Source organism: Microbispora triticiradicis (assembly GCF_005864065.1).
GTDB classification, from domain to species: domain Bacteria; phylum Actinomycetota; class Actinomycetes; order Streptosporangiales; family Streptosporangiaceae; genus Microbispora; species Microbispora triticiradicis.
The window spans coordinates 86,394-106,223 of record NZ_VANP01000010.1 but is presented as its reverse complement, the minus strand read 5'-3'; the positions used below and the strand labels follow the sequence as shown (position 1 = coordinate 106,223).

Annotated in this window: 19 protein-coding genes; 11 read left to right on the top strand and 8 right to left on the bottom strand. The window is 71.4% G+C overall.

Annotation, left to right across the window (positions count from 1 at the left end; genetic code table 11):
• From FED44_RS24590 to FED44_RS24575, 4 genes are all read left to right on the top strand, one after another.
• Complete coding sequence (locus FED44_RS24590; RefSeq protein ID WP_117409065.1) at positions 1 to 900, top strand: F0F1 ATP synthase subunit gamma; 900 nt, start codon at positions 1 to 3, stop codon at positions 898 to 900.
• Position 901: 1 nt separating this feature from the next.
• Positions 902 to 2,329 (top strand): F0F1 ATP synthase subunit beta, encoded by a 1,428-nt coding sequence (gene atpD / locus FED44_RS24585; RefSeq protein WP_138462208.1) that lies wholly within the window; start codon positions 902 to 904, stop codon positions 2,327 to 2,329.
• A 71-nt stretch (positions 2,330 to 2,400) separates the two neighbouring features.
• Entirely contained in the window at positions 2,401 to 2,802 is a 402-nt protein-coding gene (locus FED44_RS24580) for a F0F1 ATP synthase subunit epsilon (RefSeq protein WP_117409063.1), read from the top strand.
• A 19-nt stretch (positions 2,803 to 2,821) separates the two neighbouring features.
• On the top strand, positions 2,822 to 3,253 hold the full coding sequence (locus FED44_RS24575) for a DUF2550 family protein (protein ID WP_138462207.1): 432 nt from the start codon (positions 2,822 to 2,824) through the stop codon (positions 3,251 to 3,253).
• 40 nt (positions 3,254 to 3,293) lie between these two features.
• On the opposite strand, the gene FED44_RS24570 is transcribed toward FED44_RS24575, so the two are convergent.
• From FED44_RS24570 to nucS, 3 genes are all read right to left on the bottom strand, one after another.
• The gene (locus tag FED44_RS24570; protein WP_117409061.1) at positions 3,294 to 3,893 is read right to left on the bottom strand and encodes a cob(I)yrinic acid a,c-diamide adenosyltransferase; all 600 of its coding nucleotides are present in this window, start codon (positions 3,891 to 3,893) and stop codon (positions 3,294 to 3,296) included.
• A gap of 29 nt (positions 3,894 to 3,922) precedes the next feature.
• Positions 3,923 to 4,531 carry a TetR/AcrR family transcriptional regulator gene (locus tag FED44_RS24565; protein ID WP_138462206.1) on the bottom strand — a complete coding sequence of 203 codons (609 nt, stop codon included), beginning with the start codon at positions 4,529 to 4,531 and terminating at the stop codon, positions 3,923 to 3,925.
• Between the two features lie 427 nt (positions 4,532 to 4,958).
• Entirely contained in the window at positions 4,959 to 5,633 is a 675-nt protein-coding gene (gene nucS, locus FED44_RS24560) for an endonuclease NucS (protein ID WP_117409059.1), read from the bottom strand.
• Between the two features lie 206 nt (positions 5,634 to 5,839).
• On the opposite strand from nucS, the gene FED44_RS24555 reads away from it, so the two are divergent.
• The 3 genes from FED44_RS24555 (at position 5,840) to FED44_RS24545 (ending at position 7,763) form a co-directional block, all read left to right on the top strand.
• Positions 5,840 to 6,157 (top strand): ATP/GTP-binding protein, encoded by a 318-nt coding sequence (locus tag FED44_RS24555; protein WP_117409058.1) that lies wholly within the window; start codon positions 5,840 to 5,842, stop codon positions 6,155 to 6,157.
• A gap of 21 nt (positions 6,158 to 6,178) precedes the next feature.
• Positions 6,179 to 6,883, top strand: coding sequence for an alpha/beta hydrolase (locus FED44_RS24550; protein WP_138462205.1), 705 nt, complete (start codon positions 6,179 to 6,181; stop codon positions 6,881 to 6,883).
• A 109-nt stretch (positions 6,884 to 6,992) separates the two neighbouring features.
• A complete protein-coding gene (locus tag FED44_RS24545) occupies positions 6,993 to 7,763 on the top strand; it encodes an alpha/beta fold hydrolase (RefSeq protein ID WP_138462204.1) in 771 nt (256 codons plus the stop codon).
• Positions 7,764 to 8,026: 263 nt separating this feature from the next.
• Here the strand turns inward: FED44_RS24545 and FED44_RS24540 are convergent, their stop codons facing one another.
• Together FED44_RS24540 and mce are read right to left on the bottom strand one after the other, a co-directional pair.
• On the bottom strand, positions 8,027 to 9,331 hold the full coding sequence (locus FED44_RS24540) for a DivIVA domain-containing protein (protein ID WP_117409055.1): 1,305 nt from the start codon (positions 9,329 to 9,331) through the stop codon (positions 8,027 to 8,029).
• 184 nt (positions 9,332 to 9,515) lie between these two features.
• Complete coding sequence (mce, locus tag FED44_RS24535; RefSeq protein ID WP_117409054.1) at positions 9,516 to 9,938, bottom strand: methylmalonyl-CoA epimerase; 423 nt, start codon at positions 9,936 to 9,938, stop codon at positions 9,516 to 9,518.
• Positions 9,939 to 10,033: 95 nt separating this feature from the next.
• Between mce and FED44_RS24530 the strand changes: the two genes are divergently transcribed.
• Entirely contained in the window at positions 10,034 to 11,263 is a 1,230-nt protein-coding gene (locus FED44_RS24530; RefSeq protein ID WP_117409053.1) for an acetyl-CoA C-acetyltransferase, read from the top strand.
• An 18-nt stretch (positions 11,264 to 11,281) separates the two neighbouring features.
• Positions 11,282 to 12,301 (top strand): methylmalonyl Co-A mutase-associated GTPase MeaB, encoded by a 1,020-nt coding sequence (meaB, locus tag FED44_RS24525; RefSeq protein WP_138462203.1) that lies wholly within the window; start codon positions 11,282 to 11,284, stop codon positions 12,299 to 12,301.
• Between the two features lie 54 nt (positions 12,302 to 12,355).
• Here meaB and FED44_RS24520 read toward each other — a convergent pair whose 3' ends face one another.
• Together FED44_RS24520 and FED44_RS24515 are read right to left on the bottom strand one after the other, a co-directional pair.
• Positions 12,356 to 13,087: a DUF4230 domain-containing protein gene (locus FED44_RS24520; protein WP_244302227.1), complete on the bottom strand. Its 732-nt coding sequence runs from the start codon at positions 13,085 to 13,087 to the stop codon at positions 12,356 to 12,358.
• A 128-nt stretch (positions 13,088 to 13,215) separates the two neighbouring features.
• The gene (locus FED44_RS24515; protein WP_187406038.1) at positions 13,216 to 15,123 is read right to left on the bottom strand and encodes a hypothetical protein; all 1,908 of its coding nucleotides are present in this window, start codon (positions 15,121 to 15,123) and stop codon (positions 13,216 to 13,218) included.
• A gap of 421 nt (positions 15,124 to 15,544) precedes the next feature.
• On the opposite strand from FED44_RS24515, the gene FED44_RS24510 reads away from it, so the two are divergent.
• The gene (locus FED44_RS24510; protein WP_244302225.1) at positions 15,545 to 16,090 is read left to right on the top strand and encodes a MarR family transcriptional regulator; all 546 of its coding nucleotides are present in this window, start codon (positions 15,545 to 15,547) and stop codon (positions 16,088 to 16,090) included.
• A 136-nt stretch (positions 16,091 to 16,226) separates the two neighbouring features.
• Here FED44_RS24510 and FED44_RS24505 read toward each other — a convergent pair whose 3' ends face one another.
• On the bottom strand, positions 16,227 to 17,957 hold the full coding sequence (locus tag FED44_RS24505) for a S8 family serine peptidase (protein ID WP_244302223.1): 1,731 nt from the start codon (positions 17,955 to 17,957) through the stop codon (positions 16,227 to 16,229).
• A 188-nt stretch (positions 17,958 to 18,145) separates the two neighbouring features.
• Here FED44_RS24505 and FED44_RS24500 point away from each other — a divergent pair, with 188 nt between their 5' ends.
• Positions 18,146 to 19,816 carry an acyl-CoA mutase large subunit family protein gene (locus tag FED44_RS24500; RefSeq protein ID WP_138462202.1) on the top strand — a complete coding sequence of 557 codons (1,671 nt, stop codon included), beginning with the start codon at positions 18,146 to 18,148 and terminating at the stop codon, positions 19,814 to 19,816.
• Positions 19,817 to 19,830 lie beyond the last annotated feature (14 nt).

The following is a 19,830-nucleotide window of genomic DNA, read 5'->3' as shown; positions in this document are numbered from 1 at the left end:
ATGGGTGCCCAGCTTCGACAGCTGCGGCGGCGGATCAGGTCGGTCAAGTCCACCGCGAAGATCACCCGCGCGCAGGAGCTGATCGCATCGTCGCGCATCGTCAAGGCGCAGCAGCGGATGCAGGCGGCCGTGCCGTACGAGCGGGAGATCACCCACGCGGTGTCGGCGGTCCTGACGCACACCTCGGGAGTCGACCACCCGCTCACGGTGGCCAAGGAGCAGCCCGCCAGCGCGGGCGTCCTGATCGTCACCAGCGACCGCGGCTTCGCGGGCGGCTACAACGCCAACATCCTCCGTGAGGCCGAGGCGCTGAAGGGCCACCTGACCGGGCGCGGCCTGGCCGTGAAGCCGTACGTCGTGGGCCGCAAGGGCCTCACCTGGCACCGCTTCCGCGGCCGGGAGATGTTCGGCGAGTGGGACGGCTTCTCCGACAACCCGTCGTACGCCAACGCCAAGGAGATCGCCGACGCGCTCATCCAGTCGTTCAAGGTGGAGGACGGGATCGACGAGATCCACGTCGTCTACACCGGGTTCGTCTCGATGCTGACGCAGAACGTGATCGTCAAGCGGATCCTGCCGCTCGAGGTCGAGGAGTCGGAGACGCCCCCCGAGGGCATCCCGCCGTACTACGAGTTCGAGCCGACGGCCGGTGATGTGCTCGACACGCTGCTGCCGCGGTACATCGAGTCGCGTATCTACAACGCGCTGCTCCAGTCGGCCGCGTCCGAGCACGCCGCCCGGCGCCGCGCGATGAAGTCGGCCACCGACAACGCCAACGAACTCATCCGCGTGTTCACCCAGCAGATGAACCAGGCGCGCCAGGCCGAGATCACCCAGGAAATCAGCGAGATCGTCGGTGGCGCGAACGCGCTGGCTGACGCCGCAGCGGGGAAAGAGTGAAATGACCGCACAGACTGTTGAGACCACCGTGGGCCGTGTCGCCCGCGTCACCGGTCCGGTCGTCGACGTGGAGTTCCCCGTCGAGGCCATGCCGGACATCTACAACGCGCTCACCGTCGACGTCGACCTCGCCGGCGAGACCAAGACCCTGACGCTGGAGGTCGCCCAGCACCTCGGCGACAACATCGTCCGGGCCATCTCCATGCAGCCCACCGACGGTCTGGTCCGCGGCGCGGCCGTCACCGACACGGGCGTCGCGATCTCGGTGCCGGTCGGCGACTCCGTCAAGGGCCACGTGTGGAACGCCCTCGGTGAGCCGCTCGACGCGGACAAGGCCTCGATCCAGGTCAGCGAGAGGTGGCCCATCCACCGTCCGGCCCCGGCGTTCGACCAGCTTGAGGCCCGCACGGAGATGCTGCCCACCGGCATCAAGGTCATCGACCTGCTCACGCCGTACGTGAAGGGCGGCAAGATCGGCCTGTTCGGCGGCGCGGGCGTGGGCAAGACCGTTCTGATCCAGGAGATGATCCGCCGCGTCGCGCTGAAGTTCTCGGGCACCTCGGTGTTCGCGGGCGTCGGCGAGCGCACCCGTGAGGGCAACGACCTCTGGCTGGAGATGGAGGAGGCGGACGTCCTCAAGGACACCGCGCTCGTCTTCGGTCAGATGGACGAGCCCCCGGGCACCCGTCTGCGGGTGGCGCTGTCCGCTCTGACCATGGCGGAGTATTTCCGCGACGTGCAGAAGCAGGACGTGCTGCTGTTCATCGACAACATCTTCCGCTTCACCCAGGCGGGTTCGGAGGTCTCCACGCTGCTCGGCCGCATGCCGTCCGCCGTGGGTTACCAGCCGACCCTCGCCGACGAGATGGGCGTGCTCCAGGAGCGCATCACCTCCACCCGCGGTCACTCGATCACCTCCATGCAGGCGATCTACGTGCCCGCGGACGACATCACCGACCCGGCCCCGCACAACGCGTTCGCGCACCTCGACGCGCAGACCGTGCTGTCCCGGCCGATCTCGGAGAAGGGCATCTACCCCGCGGTGGACCCGCTCGACTCCTCCTCGCGGATCCTCGACCCGCAGATCATCGGTGACGAGCACTACGCGGTCGCCCAGGAGACCAAGCGGATCCTGCAGAAGTACAAGGAACTGCAGGACATCATCGCCATCCTGGGCATCGACGAGCTCTCCGAAGAGGACAGGGTCACCGTTCAGCGGGCGCGCCGCATCGAGCGGTTCCTGTCCCACCCGATGTACGCCGCCGAGGCGTTCACCGGCCAGCCGGGCGAGTTCGTCCCGCTGGACGAGACCATCGCCTCCTTCAAGGGGCTGTGCGCCGGCGAGTACGACCACCTGCCCGAGCAGGCCTTCTTCATGGTCGGTGGCATCGAGCAGGCCATCGCCAAGGCGAAGGACCTCGAGCGCTAGGACACCTTCGGCGCCTGCACGGCCCGGCGTCCGCCGGGCCGTGCAGGCGTCCGTCGAAAGGGAGCTGAGAAGTGGCAAAGCTTCGCGTGGGCGTCGTCTCGCCGGAACGTGAGCTCTGGACGGGCGAGGCCGACATGGTCATTGCCAAGACCGTGGACGGCGAGATCGGTATTATGCCGGAACACGCTCCCGTGCTCGGCGTCCTCGTCGAGGGCGGGGTGCTGCGCGTCAAGCGCGACGGCGACGCCGACCTCGTCGCGGCGGTGCACGGCGGGTTCATCTCCGTCGCCAACAACGACGTGTCGATTCTGGCGGAGACGGCCGAGCTCGGCTCCGAGGTCGACGTCGCACGGGCCAAGGACGCGCTGCAGCGTGCGCAGGCCTCGATCGAGGCCGACCAGGAGGACGCGGACGCGCGGCACCAGGCCAGGCGGGCGGCCGCCCGGCTGCGGGCCGCCGGCGAAGAGGTCTGACACGGCAGAGGAGGCGGCAGTGGCGGCGCTTGAGGTTCTCACGGGCGTTGTCGCCGTGCTCGCACTCCTCGTCCTCCGGGGCTTCGCCCTGGCCAGGGCCCGGGGCACGATCGTCTGCCGGGTGCGTGACGGCCGGGGAGGCTGGAAGAGCGGGGTCGCCCGCTACGTAGGGGGAGAACTCCACTGGATCCCGTTCCTGGGACTCGGCCTGAGGCCGCGCCACGCGATCGCGAGGCGCGGCCTCACGGTTTCCAGCCGGAGGATGCTCGGCTCGGGTGAGGGGCCCGCCGGCTACTGGACCGTCGTCTGCTCGACGGACCGCTCGGCGGCGAGCACCACCCGGCCCGTCATGGCCGGCTCGCTGTGCCTGGCGATGAGCGAGGACGCCCTGACCGGCTTCCTCGCCTGGCTGGAGTCCGCCCCGCCCAGCGCCCACCTCGACGCCGCTTAGAATTGCGGCGCCTTCGGCACCGCGCCCCTCGGTGAGCGCGCTAGCGGGTGGCGCCGGGCTTCCAGAGGACGTCGTCGCCGGCGGAGGCCACGCGGCACAGGATGAACATCAGGTCCGACAGGCGGTTCAGGTACTTGGCCGTCAGGGGATTGACGTCGTCGTGCGCCTCCAGCGCCGCCCAGGCCATCCGCTCGGCCCGGCGTACGACCGTGCGGGCGAGGTGGAGGAAGGCCGTGGCGGGGGCCCCGCCGGGCAGGATGAAACTACGCAGCGGCTTGAGGGTCGCGTTGAAGCGGTCGCACTGTTCTTCGAGCCAGACGATGTAGGACTCCTCCACCCGCAGCGGGGCGTACTCCTGCTGCGTGGGATCCTCCGCGACGGGGTTGCACAGGTCCGCGCCCACGTCGAACAGCTCGTTCTGCACCCTGCCCAGCACCGCCACCACGTCCTGCGGCAGGCCGCCGGTGGCCAGGGCGACTCCGATCGCCGCGTTGGCCTCCTCGACGTCGGCGTACGCCGCCAGGCGGGCATCGGTCTTGCGGGTGCGGCTCATGTCGCCGAGGGAGGTCGTGCCGTCGTCGCCCGTACGGGTGTAGATCTTGGACAGTACGACGGGCTTGTCGTTGTCGGCTCGGGTCATGCCGCTCAGCGTAGCCGCCGTCCGCCGCCTCAGTAAGCGGAGGCCGCCTGTGATCCGTCCGCGGCGAAGGTGCGGCGGAAGATGAACACGCAGGTCTCGACGAGCTCGTCCGTGGGCGGGGCCGGGTCGGTCAGCACCCACTCGATGAGCAACTCGGTGATGGCGCCGATGAGCCTGAGCGCCAGCAGGTGAAGGTCCAGGGGAGGCGTACGGCCCGCGCCCCGCGCCGAGCTTTCGATGATTTTGGTGAAGGCGGCCACGGCCTGCTGCCTGGCGCCGCTCAGCACGTTGCCGGCTCGCCGTACCTCCAGGTGCATCACCCGGGCGCGCCGCACGTCCGCGGTGACGAAGCGGACGTACTCCGCGATGCCCGCGACGATGCGGTCGTCGAGCGTGGGCGGGGCCTTCTCGATGGCCTCGCCCACCGAGGTCAGAGTCTCCTCGATGCACCGGTCATAAACCGCCCGCATGAGGTCCTCGCGACTGGAGAAGCATTCGTAGAAGGCGCGGTTCGAGATACGCGCGGTCGCGCAGAGCCGCTCGATGGTGGTGGAGTGGAAGCCGGGGTGCGCGAACAAGGAGTAAGCGGCTGATATGAGCCGTTCCCGCCTGTCTGCCAGCCTTTCGGCAGCCGACATCCCCCGATAGTCCCTTCCCGCCACTCTTCACCTCGCGCTCTCCTCGTCCCCCAGAACTCCCCATTATGAACGCAAGATCCTTTTAGTGGAAGTGCTGGGAATTAGCTGATTTGGGAACATGCTAAACCGGCCGAATGGCTTGACATAAGCATCAATCCTCACGACTATTAGCAATAGGTGTGAACCGGTACAGATGCAATTGCATCTGCGATTTCGGACCGTTCGGGGGCGAGGCGGTCGTCATCCCCGCGGCGAGCGGCAGCCGTGACCCGCCGCCTGCCGTCCCGGGGACGCGCGGGGAGCGGGCCCCGCCGCACGTCGATCACCCGTCTCACCTGGGCCGGTCAGGCCCGTGGCGAGACGGGGTGTGGAACTGGAGGAACGTGACGCCGGCTTCGCCGGTCTTTGCGAAGTCTCCGGAAAGTATCTAGAAAAGAGTGGGGTTCTCCGGCTCGATGCCGCGCAGGGCGTCGTAGTCGAGCGTGACGCAGTCGATGCCGCGGTCGGTGGCGAGCACGCGTGCCTGCGGTTTGATCTCCTGGGCGGCGAAGATCCCTTTCACCGGTGCCAGACGCGGGTCGCGATTGAGCAGTTCGAGATAGCGGGTGAGCTGCTCCACGCCGTCGATGTCGCCGCGCCGCTTGATCTCCACGGCCACCGCGCCGCCGAGGTGGTCGCGGCAGAGGATGTCCACCGGCCCGATGGCGGTCATGTACTCCCGGCGCACCAGCGTCCAGCCGTCCCCGAGCGTGGTGATGTGCTCGGCCAGCAGTTCCTGCAGGTGCGCCTCGACGCCGTCCTTGCGCAGCCCCGGATCGATGCCCAGTTCGTGGCTGGAGTCGTGCAGGACCTCCTCGATGGTCAGCACCAGCTTCTCGCCGGTCTTGCCGTGCACCACCGACCAGGTGAGCACACCGTCGATCGTCTCCTCGCGGACCTTGCAGGGCGGGTTCATCCAGTTCAGAGGCTTGAACGCCCGGTCGTCGGCGTGAATGGACACGCTGCCGTCCGCCTTCATCAGGATGAGCCGGGGCGCCATGGGAAGGTGAGCCGTCAACCGCCCCACGTAATCGACGCTGCACCGCGCGATGACCAGCCGCATGAGCGCCAACCCTATCGGGCTTCCGGAGGGCCGGAGCCGTTCTGCGGAACCGTCCGCCGGGGCGCGAGGTGTCCGCGCCGTCGCCCGGTCGTCCCGGCGTGACCGATGCGACGAGCATCCCGGCGTACGCGCGTGAACCGGTGCTGGAAGAATGGAGTGAGATCTCCCGTTCCGCCTGACATGAACGCCCCGGAAGGACCCCCGCCGTGAGCCCCCGCCGTGCCCGCCGCCGCGGCCCGTTCGAACGCCCGGACGGCCGCGCGGCACGACCGGTCGGCGCTTCGGTTCCGGGCGTGGACCGCGTGGAGAGCGCGCCGGACGGGGAATGGGTCGTCCGCAACGTCTCCGGCGTCACCCAGGGCAAGGCCTACCGGTGTCCCGGCTGCGAGCAGGAGATCAGGCCGGGGCTGCCGCACGTGGTGAGCTGGCCGGCGTGGTCCGGAGGCGAGGACGAGCGGCGGCACTGGCACACCGCGTGCTGGCGCAACCGGGTCAACCGCGGCCCGGGCCGCAGCCGCTACTGACACGACGTATACGAGGTGGGAATGGACATCAGGGCCTCCACGGTGCTGCCTGCCCGGCGCGAGGACATCGAGCTGCACACGGCGGACGGGCTGACCCTCGTCGGCGAGCTGGCGATGCCCGAGACCGGCCCGCCGGTGGCCACGCTGGTCTGCCTGCACCCCCTGCCCACCCACGGCGGCATGATGGACAGCCACGTGCTGCGCAAGGCGTCGTACCGGCTGCCCGCGCTCGCCGGCATCGCCGTGCTGCGTTTCAACACGCGTGGCACGACCTCCGACCGGGGCACCTCGCAGGGGGCGTTCGACGGGGGAGAGGGGGAGCGGTGGGACGTGGCCGCCGCCCTGGAGTACGCCGACTTCCACGACCTGCCGAACCCGTGGCTGCTCGGCTGGTCCTTCGGCACCGAGCTCGCGTTGCGCTGGGGCCGCGACCCGCTCGTGCGGGGGGCGATCCTGCTGTCGCCGCCGCTGAAGCGGGCAGGGGACGAGGACGTCGCCGCCTGGGGCGAGTTCGGCCGCCCGCTGGTCGCCCTGGTCCCGGAGTTCGACGACTACCTGCGCCCCGAGGAGGCCGCGCTGCGGTTCGCCGCGGCACCGCAGGCCGAGGTCATCGGCGTCGAGGGAGCCAAGCACCTGTGGGTCGGCGAGCCGTACGTGCGCGTCGTGCTCGACGAGATCGTCAAGCGCCTGAACCCCGCCGCCGCGCCCCTGCCCACCACCGTGTGACCCGCCGCCCGCGCGTGCGCCCGCCGTCCGTACGCGGCGCACGCGCGCGCCAGGTCGCGAATCGGTGACGAAGGGCGGCCGGAGGTGTGCCGCGCGTTACCGTGAGCTGATGCAGCTCTACTCGCGATCCGCAGGAAGCGGCCTGCCTGTCGTCCTGCTCCACGCGTTTCCGCTGTCGTCGGCGATGTGGCTCGCCCAGCGGGAGGGCCTGGCGCCCCTCTGCCGGGTGATCACTCCCGACCTGCGCGGCTTCGGCGGCACGCTCCTCGGCGACGACGAGCCCTCGGTCGACGCGATGGCCGACGACGTGGTGCGGCTGCTCGACCAGGAGGGCGTCGAACGCGCGGTGGTCGGCGGCCAGTCGATGGGCGGCTACGTGACCATGGCGCTGTGCCGCCGCCACCCCGGCCGGGTGCTCGGGGTGATCCTCGCCGACACCAAGGCGCAGGCCGACCCGGAGCCGGCGCGGGCCAACCGGGAGCGGATCGCCGCCGCCGTCCTGGCGGGCGACACGGGCGTCCTGCTCGATGGGCTGCCCACGCTTGTCGGCGCGACCACCAGGGAGCGCAGGGGGATGGTCCTGGGGAGGGTCCGTGGCCTCATGCAGGCGGCGCCTCCCGCGGCGGTCGCCTGGGCCCAGCGGGCGATGGCCGCCCGGCCCGACGCGTTCGGCACGCTCCGGTCCCTGACGGTGCCCGCGCTGGTCGTGGTGGGCGACGAGGACGAGATCTCGCCGCTCGCGGACGCGCGGGCGATGGCGGAGGCCGTCCCGGACGCGCGGCTCGCCGTCATCGAGAAGGCGGGCCACCTGTCGGCCATCGAGCAGCCCGAGGCGTTCAACCGCGTCGTCGCGGAGTTCGTGAAATCCCTCGCGCACTGATCGCCGTCCGATCAGGCGTAGGTCTGCTCACCCGGAAGTCTGCTCACCAGGAACCCGGGAGTCCGGTCACGCGGAGCCCGGTCGTGTGGAGCCGGTCGTGTGGAGCCGGGTCACGTGGTGTCCAGTCACCCCATGTCCGGCTACGTGGAGCCCGGTCACGCGGAACGGGGCCCGGCGGTGTCCGCCGGGCCCCGTTCGCTTAGCCGTCACTGTCACCTGGCCGTCGCGCGGCCGTCGTCGACTCCCCCGAATGTGCCGGTGATCTACTCCTGCCACCACTCCGAATCGTCGTCGCTCTTCGCAGAGCTGATCGGCTCCGCCGGAGCGGCGGAAACGGCCGGCTTGTCCGCGATGGGCGGAGCGGCCGAGAGGGCCGGCTTCGCCGGAGCGGCGGCGACCGGCGCCGGCTCCGCCGCGTCCATGCCCGGCAGCGGAGCGCCGCCGAGCAGCTGACGGAGCTGCGCGAGGTGGCTGGTGATGCTGTCGCGCTGGCGGGTCAGCTCGTCCACCTGGCGCTGCATCGCCGTACGGGTGCGCTCGGCCTCGTTCTTGGCGTCGGTCACTATCGTGTCGGCGCTGGTCTTGGCCTCGGCCACGAGCTGGTCGGCGTTCTTGCGCGCGTTGGCCAGCAGCTGCTTGGCGTGGGTGTCGGCCTCGCGGCGGGTCTGCTCGGCCTGCTGCGTGGCCTTGGCGGCGCGCTGCTCGGCGGTGGCGGCGCGCTGCTCGGCCTCGGCGACCAGCTTCTGCGTGTTGGCCTGGGCGGTGGCGTGCCGCTCGGCCTCCTGGCGCTCGGCGTCCTCGCGGCGGGCGGCGAGCTGGATCTCGAACTCCGCCTCGTCCTGGGCCCGCTTGGCCTCCGACTCCTCGAGAATCCGCTGCGCCTGCGCCCGCATCTCGTCCGCCTGGCGCTTGGCCGTGGTGAGCACCTCGTCGCGCTCGCGCTTGGTGGAGGCCCGCAGCTGGGCCACCTCGCGCTCGGTCGTGGTGCGCAGCTTGGCGATCTCCCGCTCGGCGTCGGCCCGCTTCTCCGCGACCTCGTGGTCGGCGGTGGCCCGGATCTTGGCCACCTCGCGCTCGGTCGTCGCGGTCAGCTCGTCGGACTCGCGCCGTGCGGTGGAACGGATCTCCTCGGCATCGCGCTCAGCGGTGCTGCGCATCTCCTCGGCCTCGCGAGCGGCCAGCGCCCGCTTCTCCGCCGCCTCGTTCTCCGCCGCGGCCCGCAGGTCGGCGGCGTCCACCTTCGCGGCGGCGCGGATCTCGTTCGCCTCCGACCTGGCCGCCTGCACCAGCTCGGTGGCCTGCTCCTCCGCCAGCCGCAGCAGCTGCTCGATGCGGGCGCCGAGACCTGAGTACGTGGGCCGCTCCTGCTCCTGGAGCTGGCGCTGGGAGTCGGAGAGCTCCCTCTGGAGCCCGCTCACCTGCTCCTTGGCCTGCCGCAGTTCGGTGTCGAGCGTCTTCAGGTGGTCGTGGACCTGGTGCCGGTCATAACCCCGGAGCACCACGTCGAATTCGCGGGAAGGGGCATCCTCGAAGAAGTTGTTGAGCTGGGCGTCGATGTCGGACTGCATGAGGCTCGATCCTGGTTGTCGAGACGGCTACAGGGGCCGGACGGGGGGGTCGGTTCCGAGGCGAGGAGCCGGTATTGGCATCCACGTCCGGTGATGAACGCCAGCGTACTCCGGTACTGCCGCGTTGGCGGCCCCCTCCGACTTTCTGCGCGACTTGTTACGTATGAACGTTTCTTGCGTTTACTTAACGCCTGGACGACTCGACAAGCTCGGTGAGAACCCCGCCCACGTCCTTGGGATGCAGAAACGCGATCGAGGCTCCCATCGAGCCGTGCCTGGGCCGCTGGTCGATCAGGCGCACGCCCTTCGCCCCGATCTCCTCCAGGGCTTTGGTGACGTCCGCCACGCCGTAACCGATATGATGCACGCCCTCGCCCCGCTTGGCGAGGAACTTGCCCACGGCTGTGTCGGGGTGCAGCGGTTCGAGAAGCTGGACGTACGACGCGCCCTGGTCGCCGTCGGCGACGTGCAGCATCGCCTCCCGGACGCCCTGCTCCTCGTTCACCTCCCGGCTGACGACGGTCAGCCCGAAGACCGACTCGTAGAACTCGATCTTCTCTTCGAGGTTGGTGCAGGCCACGCCCACGTGGTCGATTCGCAGGAGCATCGCAGGTCCCTTCGCCGCGCCCGAATCCGGGCGACCCAACTACTCCTGGGTATGGTGACACCGTTGCCCCCGATCTCGCAGTGGAGGGTCTCGAAATGTCTGGTTCCGTCATCGTCGCCGGAGCACGCACGCCCATCGGACGCCTTCTCGGCTCACTGTCCGGCCTGTCCGCCGTCGAACTGGGCGGAATCGCGATCAGGGCGGCGCTGGAGCGGGCGGGTGTCTCACCGGACCAGGTCCAGTACGTGATCATGGGTCAGGTGCTCCAGGCGGGCGCCGGGCAGATCCCCTCCCGCCAGGCCGCGGTGAAGGCCGGAATCCCCATGACCGTGCCCTCCCTCACCATCAACAAGGTCTGCCTGTCGGGCCTGGACGCGATCGCGCTGGCCGACCAGCTCATCCGCGCGGGCGAGTTCGACGTCGTCGTCGCGGGCGGCATGGAGTCGATGACGAACGCCCCGCACCTGCTGCCCGGGCTGCGCAAGGGCGTGAAGTACGGCGGCGGCGAAATCCTGGACTCGACGGCGTACGACGGCCTGACCGACGCCTTCGACCAGATCGCGATGGGGGAGTCCACCGAGCGTCACAACGCGAGGCTCGGCCTGACCCGCGAGGAGCAGGACGCCTTCTCCGCGCGTTCGCACCAGCGCGCCGCCGAGGCCACCGAGAAGGGCCTGTTCGACGACGAGATCGTCCCGGTGCCGCTGCCGCAGCGCAGGGGGGCGGCGGGGCGTGGCCGTGGGGGGGAAACACAGGGAGGGCCGGTCCTGTTCTCGGCCGACGAGGGCATCCGCGCGGACACCACGGCGGAGTCCCTGGCGAAACTGCGGCCGGCGTTCACCGAGGACGGCACGATCACGGCGGGATCCGCCTCGCAGATCTCCGACGGGGCCGTCGCCGTGGTCGTGATGTCGCGGGCCAGGGCCGAGGAGCTGGGCCTCGAATGGCTGGCCGAGATCGGCGCGCACGGCAACGTGGCCGGGCCGGACAACTCGCTCCAGTCGCAGCCCGCCAACGCGATCAGCCAGGCGCTGGCCAAGCAGGGGATCGGCGTGGACGACCTCGACCTGCTGGAGATCAACGAGGCGTTCGCGCAGGTCGTGCTGCAGTCGGCCAAGGAGCTCGGCGTACCGCTCGACAAGATCAACGTCAATGGCGGCGGCATCGCGCTCGGCCACCCGATCGGCGCGTCCGGCGCCCGCATCGTGCTCACCCTGGCCCACGAGCTGCGCAGGCGCGGCGGCGGCCTCGGCGCGGCCGGCCTGTGCGGCGGCGGTGGGCAGGGCGACGCGCTGATCATCCGGGTGCCCGCGCCCGGGGCCTGACCGGGGAACGGAGCGAACGTGGACGTCCGGGAGCTCGCCGCCCAGGCGCGGCTGGGACGGCCGAGGGCGGTCGCCCGGCTGATCTCACTCGTCGAGAACGCGGCGGAGAACATCGCGGAGAACATGGCCGGGAACGCCGCCGGTCCGGGTGGTGGAGGCGGGGTGGAGGGCGGGGGGACGAACCACGTCCTGCGCGAGGTCATGGCCGACCTCGCCACCGGCGCGGCCAGGCCGTACACCGCCCGGGTGATCGGCCTGACCGGCGCGCCCGGCGTCGGCAAGTCGACCTCGACGGGCATGCTCATCCGGGCCTTCCGCAGGCGGGGGAGCAGGGTGGGGGTGCTGGCGGTCGATCCGTCCAGCCCGTTCACCGGCGGCGCGCTGCTCGGCGACCGCGTGCGGATGCAGGAGCACGCGACCGATCCGGAGGTCTTCATCCGCAGCATGTCCAGCCGGGGCCACCTGGGCGGCCTCGCGTGGGCCACGCCGCAGGCGCTGCGGGTGCTGGAGGCCGCCGGCTGCGAGGTGATCCTCGTCGAGACGGTCGGCGTCGGTCAGGCCGAGGTGGACGTCGCCCGGCTGGCGGACACCACCGTCGTCATCCTCGCCCCCGGCATGGGCGACGGCGTGCAGGCCGCGAAGGCGGGCATCCTGGAGGTCGCCGACGTCCTGGTGGTGAACAAGGCCGACCGGGACGGCGTCCAGTCGACGGTGCGCGAGCTGCGGAACATGACGGGGCTCGCCGAGCCGGCGTGGCGTCCCCCGATCGTCACGACGGTCGCCTCCAGAGAGGAGGGCGCCGACGATCTCATGGCCGTGCTCGACAAGCATCAGGCATACCTGGAGGAGTCGGGCGAGGGGCGCAGGCGGCGGCTGGCCCGCGCCCGCGACGAGATCGAGGCCATCGCGCTCGCCAGGCTCCGCTCCCGCTTCGCGGGGCTGCACGGCGACCGCCTGGATGCGCTGGCCGCACGGTTGCTCGACGCCGGGACCGACCCCTACACCGCCGCCGACGACCTCATCGCCGCGCTGCGCTGAGCGGCGCTCTGCCGCGCTTCCACTCGCGACCCCTGCCGGGCCGGGCCGCCTGGATCAGGGCTCGCCGGTGTACTTGATGGTGACGCTGGTGAAGCCGAGCGACTTCAGCATACCCTCCATCATGGCCTTGGTGTTCTGGTCGGCCCTGGAGCGCAGGTCGCTGGCGGCGGCGGCGTCGCCGATCTTGCGTTCGGCCAGGACGTAGAGCTCCTGCTGGTTCTGCGGCGAGGACGAGAGCACGTCGGAGATGCGGTCGAAGATGCCCCGCTCCTGCGCGAACACGTACGACCGCTTGTTGTCGAGGTTCGGCTTCTCCAGCTCGGCGTGCGGCAGCCGTACGGTCACGGCCTTGCGGTCGGGGGAGACCGTGAGCGCGTCCTTCGGCAGGCCCGAGAAGTCCACGTACGCGTCGACGCTGCCGGCTCCGACGAACAGGGTCCGGCTGCCCTTGATCGCGTCGGGCAGGAACTTCGCGTCCTTCTCCAGATCGACGATCACCTGGAACTCGCCGGTCGCGGCCTCGAAGCGGCTCAGGTTCTGCACCGACCGCAGCAGCGCGGGCCCGCTCCTGTCGATGGTCTGATCGCCCAGCGGGTCGATCCAGGACCAGGTCAGGCGGGCGCCGACCACGAGCAGGGCGATCACGAGGAGCAGACCGGCGAGCACCCGCCAGCCGCGCCCCGGGCGGCGGGCGGGTCTCCCGGCGCCCGTCGTGGCGTCGGTGGCGGCGTCGGCCGTGGGGCCGGCGTCGGCCGGTGCGAAGGAGGGACGTGTCTGTCGGTCCACGGGTGGAATCTTCCCGGTATTTCGGCGATCTCACGCCGGGCAAGATCGATTCTCCTTTTCGCCGGTCTTCGGCTCTCCCAAACCCCGTCTTCGGCCCGCCCCAACCAGGACGACTCCCCGCCCCTCGATCAGGCGGGCGCCAGGAGGGCGGCGGGCACGTCCGTCACCTGGGGGGCCTCCTGCGAGTCCCCGGCGTCGCGACCGCCGGTGTCACGGGCGCCGGTGCCGCGGGTGCCGGTGCCGTCGCGCCGGGAGTCGTCGTCGGTGCGCCGGTCGTCGCGGCCGGGGTCGGGGACGCGTTCCACGGCGCCGCGACGCTCGACGTGCCCAGGGGCATGGTCCGGCGGATCGCCGGGCCGCCGCCCTCCGGAACTCCTCTCGTCCGCCGGGCCCGTGTCGTGCGCCCGGCCGTGCCGCCCGGAGGCCGGGCCCCCCGAGATTTCCGGTCGCGCGCTCTCGGGGCCTCCGTTCCAGGAGCCGGGCGGAAGGCCCCCGCCGGGGCCGCCGGCCGCACCGGGCCGGGTCCGCCCGCCGGAGCCCCCCGCGTCGCCGGCGCCGTCCAGGCCCGCCGAACCGGCCCCGCCTGTACCAGCACTGCCCGGACCAGCACTGCCCGGACCAGCACCGCCCGGACCAGCACTGCCCGGACCAGCACCGCCCGGACCAGCACCGCCCGGACCTGTGCCGGGGCCCGCGCCCCCGGGTCCCGTACCGGCGGACGGCGTCGCACCGGCGGACGGCGTCGCGCCGGCGTGCCCGGCGGCCGGGGTGGGATCGACGGGATAAGGAGTCACGGCGGGGTTCACGGGCCGGGTGCCGCCCCCGAAGTGCCTGGCCTGCAGGCCGCAGGAGACGAAGTCGGAGTAGAACAGCCGCAGCCAGTCGTGCCGCTGGGCATCGGTCAGCTCCGAGAACCACAGGGCGGCGGCGTGCTGCTCGGGCAGGTCCCCCGGGGGCAGCGGATCGTTGCGCAGCCAGGCGACGACGATCGCCCGGTAGCCCTCCGCGACCACCCCCGAGCAGGGACGGGCCAGCCCGTCGAGGAACTCGCCGGCGGCCCGCCGGGCGTACCCGGCGCCGAGATCACCGAGGTGGACGACCACGACACCCGGCGCCACCGGCCCGTCCTCGCCGGGCGCGCGCTGCTCGACCCGCTTGAAGGCGGCCGGGGTCCCGGCCAGCCGCGCCGCGAGCATGGTGAACATGCCCGCGAGGTCGGTCAGCCCGGCGCGCAGCGCCGGACGCACGCACACCGTGATGGGCCATTCCTGGCAGGCGTAGCGCTCGCTCGCGAGCGTGGTCCGCGGCTCGCTCACCAGCCGGGCCGCGCCCGTCCCCGCCGCCAGGACGGCGATCACCGCGGCGGCCAGCGCCAGCGTCCTTCCGGTCACCAGGGCGACCCAGCCGAGGAACAGCGCGGCGCTGAGCCCCACCAGCCAGAGCGCCTGGTCCGCGTAGGCGGTCTCGCCGACCGTGAGCAGCTCGTACGGCTGCCGGGCGGCGGGGATGAGCCGGCCGGCCCAGTTGGGCCCCGTCGCCAGCAGGGTGAACACGCCGTACGTGCCCGCTGCCGCGAGCAGCGGGACGACGGTGACCGGCAGGACCCAGCCCAGTATCCAGCCGACCATCACGTACAGCCCCAGGCCCGCGACGGACATGGCGAGCCCGCCGGGCAGCAGCGCGCCGCCCTGCCCGGTCAGCGCGGCGCGCAGGCCGAGCAGCAGGACCGTCGCCCCGAAGGACCCGGTCACGACCGCGATGATCGACAACGGCGCCCTGGCGGCCCGCCAGGGCGTCAGGACGCGGCCGTGCTCGGCGCGGCGCCTGCGCAGCGCCACCCACGCCGCGAACGCGGCGCCGACGGGCCCCGTCAGCCGTAGCGAGCCGATGACGGCCGCCACTATCTCGTCCCAGTCCATGAAACCGGGAATCAGGACGCTCCACGCGGCGACGAGCCCGAGCACGAGCAGCACGGTCCCCGCGACCAGCACGCCGTGTTTCAGCTCTCCGCGTGAACCGCCCCTGTGCTCACCCACAGCCGGGCGCGGCCCCCGGCCACGCCGTCGAAGTCCGGCGCGCATGCGGCGCCGGGACAGCAGTGCTGCCCATTGAGAATCTCCCCCGTGTCTGTGTGAGCGGTGTGCGAACCCGCGCCGTTCCCCGTGGCGCTGGTCCGCCGGCAGGCCCCGCCTCGCCTGCTCCGGGCCGGTGTCCGCGGATCCCGTTGTCCGCGGCGGCCGGCCGATGACCGGCCGCTTCCCCTGCGGCGAGATCCTGTGACACCCGGTAGCAGACGGGGCTCCCCGTGCTGCCGGGTTTGCCGCCGCCTCACCTTTCGACGTGGCAACCATAACGGAGCGTGACCCTGCTGGGAGGAGTTCTGGGGTCAAGGAATCAGTCCGGTTACGCTGGGTGCCCCGGCCGATCATGGCCGGCGCCGCGCTACCGTATATCGCTGTGTCCGTTCCGCCCAGCTCAGAGCCACCGCCCGTGGCCGGTCCCCGGCCGCTCAAGCTCCCGTTCGACCCGATCGAGCGGGCCGCCGAGACCTGGCGCGCGACGTTCGGGCCGTCGTCCGCCATGGCCGCCGTGACTTCGATCATGAGAGCCCATCAGATCCTGCTGGCGCAACTGGACACGCTGCTCAAGCCGTACGACCTGACCTTCGCCAGGTACGAGGCGCTCGTGCTGCTGACATTCAGCCGGACGGGGGCGCTGCCCCTGTCGAAGATCGGCGAGCGGCTGATGGTGCATCCCACGAGCGTCACCAACACGGTCGACCGGCTGGAGCGCGCCGGGCTGGTGCGGCGCATGCGCAACCCGCGCGACGGCCGCGGGGTGCTCGCCGAGATCACCGACGAGGGCCGGGACATCGTACGGCGGGCCACGGACGACCTGATGAACGCCGGTTTCTGCCTGGGCATGTACGACGACGCCGAACTGGGCGAGATGTTCGGCCTGCTCCGGACGCTCCGGGTCGCGGCGGGCGACTTCAGCCCCTGACCCCGGCTCCTCACGAGGCCCCCTGACCAGGCCCCCTGACGTGGACGGGCCCCGGCCGCTGTCGCGCGGCCGGGGCCCGGAACGGCGGGCCGGTGGCGCGCCCGCGTGTCACGGGCGCGCCACCGGCCGGCGATGGTCAGTGGCCGACGGCGTGGAGGGCGTCGACGATGCCCTTGCCGTAGAAGCCGTTGCCGGCGGCGGTGCCCTCGCAGACGTGCGTGGCGGTCACCGTGCTGCCGCTCGGCAGGTTGCGGGTGTAGGTGTAGGCGGGCGGGTTCGGGCAGGCCGTCTTGGTCGCCGTCCCCTTGAGGATCGCCTCGACCTTGTCCGGGTTCAGGGTCAGGCCGCCGCGGAAGCGGTCGTGCTGGCCGTACCGGCTGACGATCAGCGCCGCGACGCCGGCCGCGCGCGGCGAGGCCATCGAGGTGCCCTGCAGGTACTGGTAGTAGGCGCAGGTCGAGCCCTTGCAGTCCTTCACCACGTAATCGACGGTGGGGTCGCCGTTCGCGTCGATCTCGCCGTTGGCCACGGCCAGCGCCTTCGGGTAGGCGGACAGGGTGGCCTTGCTGACGTCCCGCGTGTTGCCGGGAGTGTCGTAGACGTCGCCGCCGGGCGAGGCCACGTCGATGTAGCCGTTGCCGTAGCTGGAGTAGTAGGCCTTGCGCTTGCTGATGCCGGTGGAGGACACCGAGATGACGTGCTCGGCCTCGGCCGGCAGCGAGACGCAGGACGCGGGGATGGTCCGGGTCCTGGCCGCCTGGCCGGGGAAGGTGGCGTAGTCGGGGCTGGTCGCGTCGACGTTGGTCTTGGTGTAGTCGATCGCCTCGTTGCCGGCCGCGCCGACCAGCGTCACCCCGTGCGCGTGGGCGTAGTCGATCGCCCGCTGGGTGGCGGCGATGTAGAGCCGCTGCTGCGCCTGCTCCTCGGGGGTGTCAGCCGGGTTGTCGGCGCAGTTGAACAGCCACGGGTCGATGTAGTAGCTCATGTTCACCACGTCGACGCCGACGTCGCCCGCGTACGTGAGGGCGTCGATGGTCGGCTGGAGGAAGAAGTAGCCCGAGTCCTGGCCGGCCCGCAGGTTCACGATCGTCACCTTGGGCGCGACGCCCGAGATGCCCAGCTTGTTGATGGGGGAGGCGATCGACGAGGCGACGTGGGTGCCGTGGCCGTCCTCGTCCACGTCGTTCGGGTCGGTGCAGGACCCGTCGGGGTCGTCCTCGCACGGCCCGTCGATCTCGGTGCCGTTGGCGTCCGCGGGCACGTCGACGGTGAAGTTCCGGCTCAGCCTGCGGTCGAAGTTGGGCGCGATGTCGGGGTGGGAGCCGTCGACGCCGGTGTCGAGGATGCCGACGAGGACGCGCTTGTCACCCTGCTCGTACCTGTGCGCCTCGTCCGCGTGGATCTGCTTCATGTCCCACTGCAGGTCGGCGAGCGGCTCGTCCTTGACGTTGCGCCCCCACTTGGGACCCTTGCCGCCCCGGCCCTCCCTCTCGACGCCCCGGTTCCTGGCCGCCCGCGAGGGGCCCTTCCGCGCGGCGGCGGACGCCTTGGCGTCGTCGGGCGCGCTGCCGATCACCCGGTTGGGCGCGACGCCCTCGATGGCCGCGGCCCCGGCGAGGGCCTTGGCGAAGCCGGCGTTCGTGCTGCTGACCGTGGCCACGCCGACCTCGGCGTTCACCTTCACCACGCTGCCGCCGGCGGCCTCGATCGCCTTCTGGGCGTCCGCCGCGGACGTGCCTTCCTTGTACAACACCACGTACTCGGTCTGGGTCGCCGATCCCGCGGCCGCCGGTGCGGCCTGCGCGGGTACGGCAAGGGTTGCCGCCACCATCGCCGCGGTCGCGGCGACGACTGTCAAGCGGTTCACATCCACCTCCGTGTGGACCTTCAAGGGCGGTGACCATATTTGAAGATTTCCGCGCGCTGTCAAAGGCCTGTTGGATTTCGCGACCAACGTGTGACGTGACCTTGGTGGAACCGGGGAGTCAGACGGTGGTGGCCGAAATTACTAGGACGTCCTAGTATTCGGAGAGGAGCGACGACCGGGGAGGACGCATGCAGCCGGATGAGCCGATCGAGGCGGGGCGGGCCCGCTGGCAGGCGCGGTACGACGCCGCCTTCAAGCGCGACCGCGAGTTCCGGACCCTGTCGGGGCTCGACGTGGACCCCGTCTACGGCCCTCCCGGTGCGGACCCGCGGTTCGGGCGCATCGGGTGGCCGGGGGAGTTCCCCTTCACCCGGGGCCTGTACGCCACCGGCTACCGCGGCCGTCCCTGGACGATCCGGCAGTTCGCGGGGTTCGGCAACGCCCGGCAGACCAACGAGCGCTACAAGATGATCCTCGGCGCCGGAGGCGGCGGCCTTTCGGTGGCGTTCGACATGCCGACGCTGATGGGCCGCGACTCCGACGACCCGCGCTCGCTCGGCGAGGTGGGCCACTGCGGTGTCGCGGTCGACTCGGCCCTCGACATGGACCTGCTGTTCGACGGCATCCCGCTCGGCGAGGTGACCACCTCGATGACCATCAGCGGACCGGCCGTACCGATCTTCTGCATGTACGTGGTCGCGGCCGAGCGGCAGGGCGTGCCGGCCGGGCGGCTGAACGGCACCCTCCAGACCGACATCTTCAAGGAGTACATCGCGCAGAAGGAGTGGCTGTTCGCCCCGGAGCCGCACCTGCGCCTGATCGGCGACCTCATGGAATTCTGCGCCGCCGAGATCCCCGCGTACAAGCCGCTGTCGGTGTCGGGCTACCACATCCGCGAGGCGGGGTCCACGGCCGCGCAGGAGCTGGCCTTCACGCTCGCCGACGGGTTCGGGTACGTCGAGCTCGGCCTGTCACGCGGACTCGACGTGGACGTCTTCGCCCCGGGGCTCTCGTTCTTCTTCGACGCGCACATCGACTTCTTCGAGGAGATCGCGAAGTTCCGCGCGGCACGCCGGATCTGGGCCCGCTGGATGCGCGACGTGTACGGCGCCCGTACGGAGAAGGCGCAGTGGCTGCGCTTCCACACCCAGACGGCCGGGGTGTCGCTGACCGCGCAGCAGCCGGACAACAACATCGTGCGTACGGCCGTCGAGGCGCTGGCGGCGGTGCTCGGCGGCACCAACTCGCTGCACACCAACGCGCTCGACGAGGTGCTCGCGCTGCCGTCGGAGAAGGCCGCCGAGATCGCGCTGCGCACCCAGCAGGTGATCATGGAGGAGACCGAGGTCGTCAACGTGGTCGACCCGCTCGGCGGCTCCTGGTACGTGGAGGCGCTGACCGACCGGCTGGAGGCGGAGGCGGAGGAGATCTTCGCCAGGATCCGGGACATGGGCGGCGACGGCACGATGACCGCCGGCATCCTGCGGGGCATCGAGGACGGCTGGTTCATGTCGGAGATCGCCGAGTCGGCCTTCGACTACCAGCGCAAGCTGGAGAAGGGCGACAAGCGGATCGTCGGCGTGAACTGCCACACCTCGACGGTGGAGGAGCCGCTGGAGATCCTGCGGATCGGCCACGAGGTCGAGGCCGAGCAGCGCCGGGTGCTCGCCGAGCGGCGCGGGGCACGGGACCGGCAGGCGGTGGACGCGGCGCTGGCCGCCCTGCGGAGCGCGTCGGGGACGGCCGAGAACATGATCCCGCCGATGCTGGCGGCGGTCAGGGCCGAGGCCACCCTGGGCGAGATCTGCGACGTCCTGCGCGAGGAGTGGGGCACCTACTCCGAGCCCGCCGCCTTCTAGCCGCTTCCGGACAC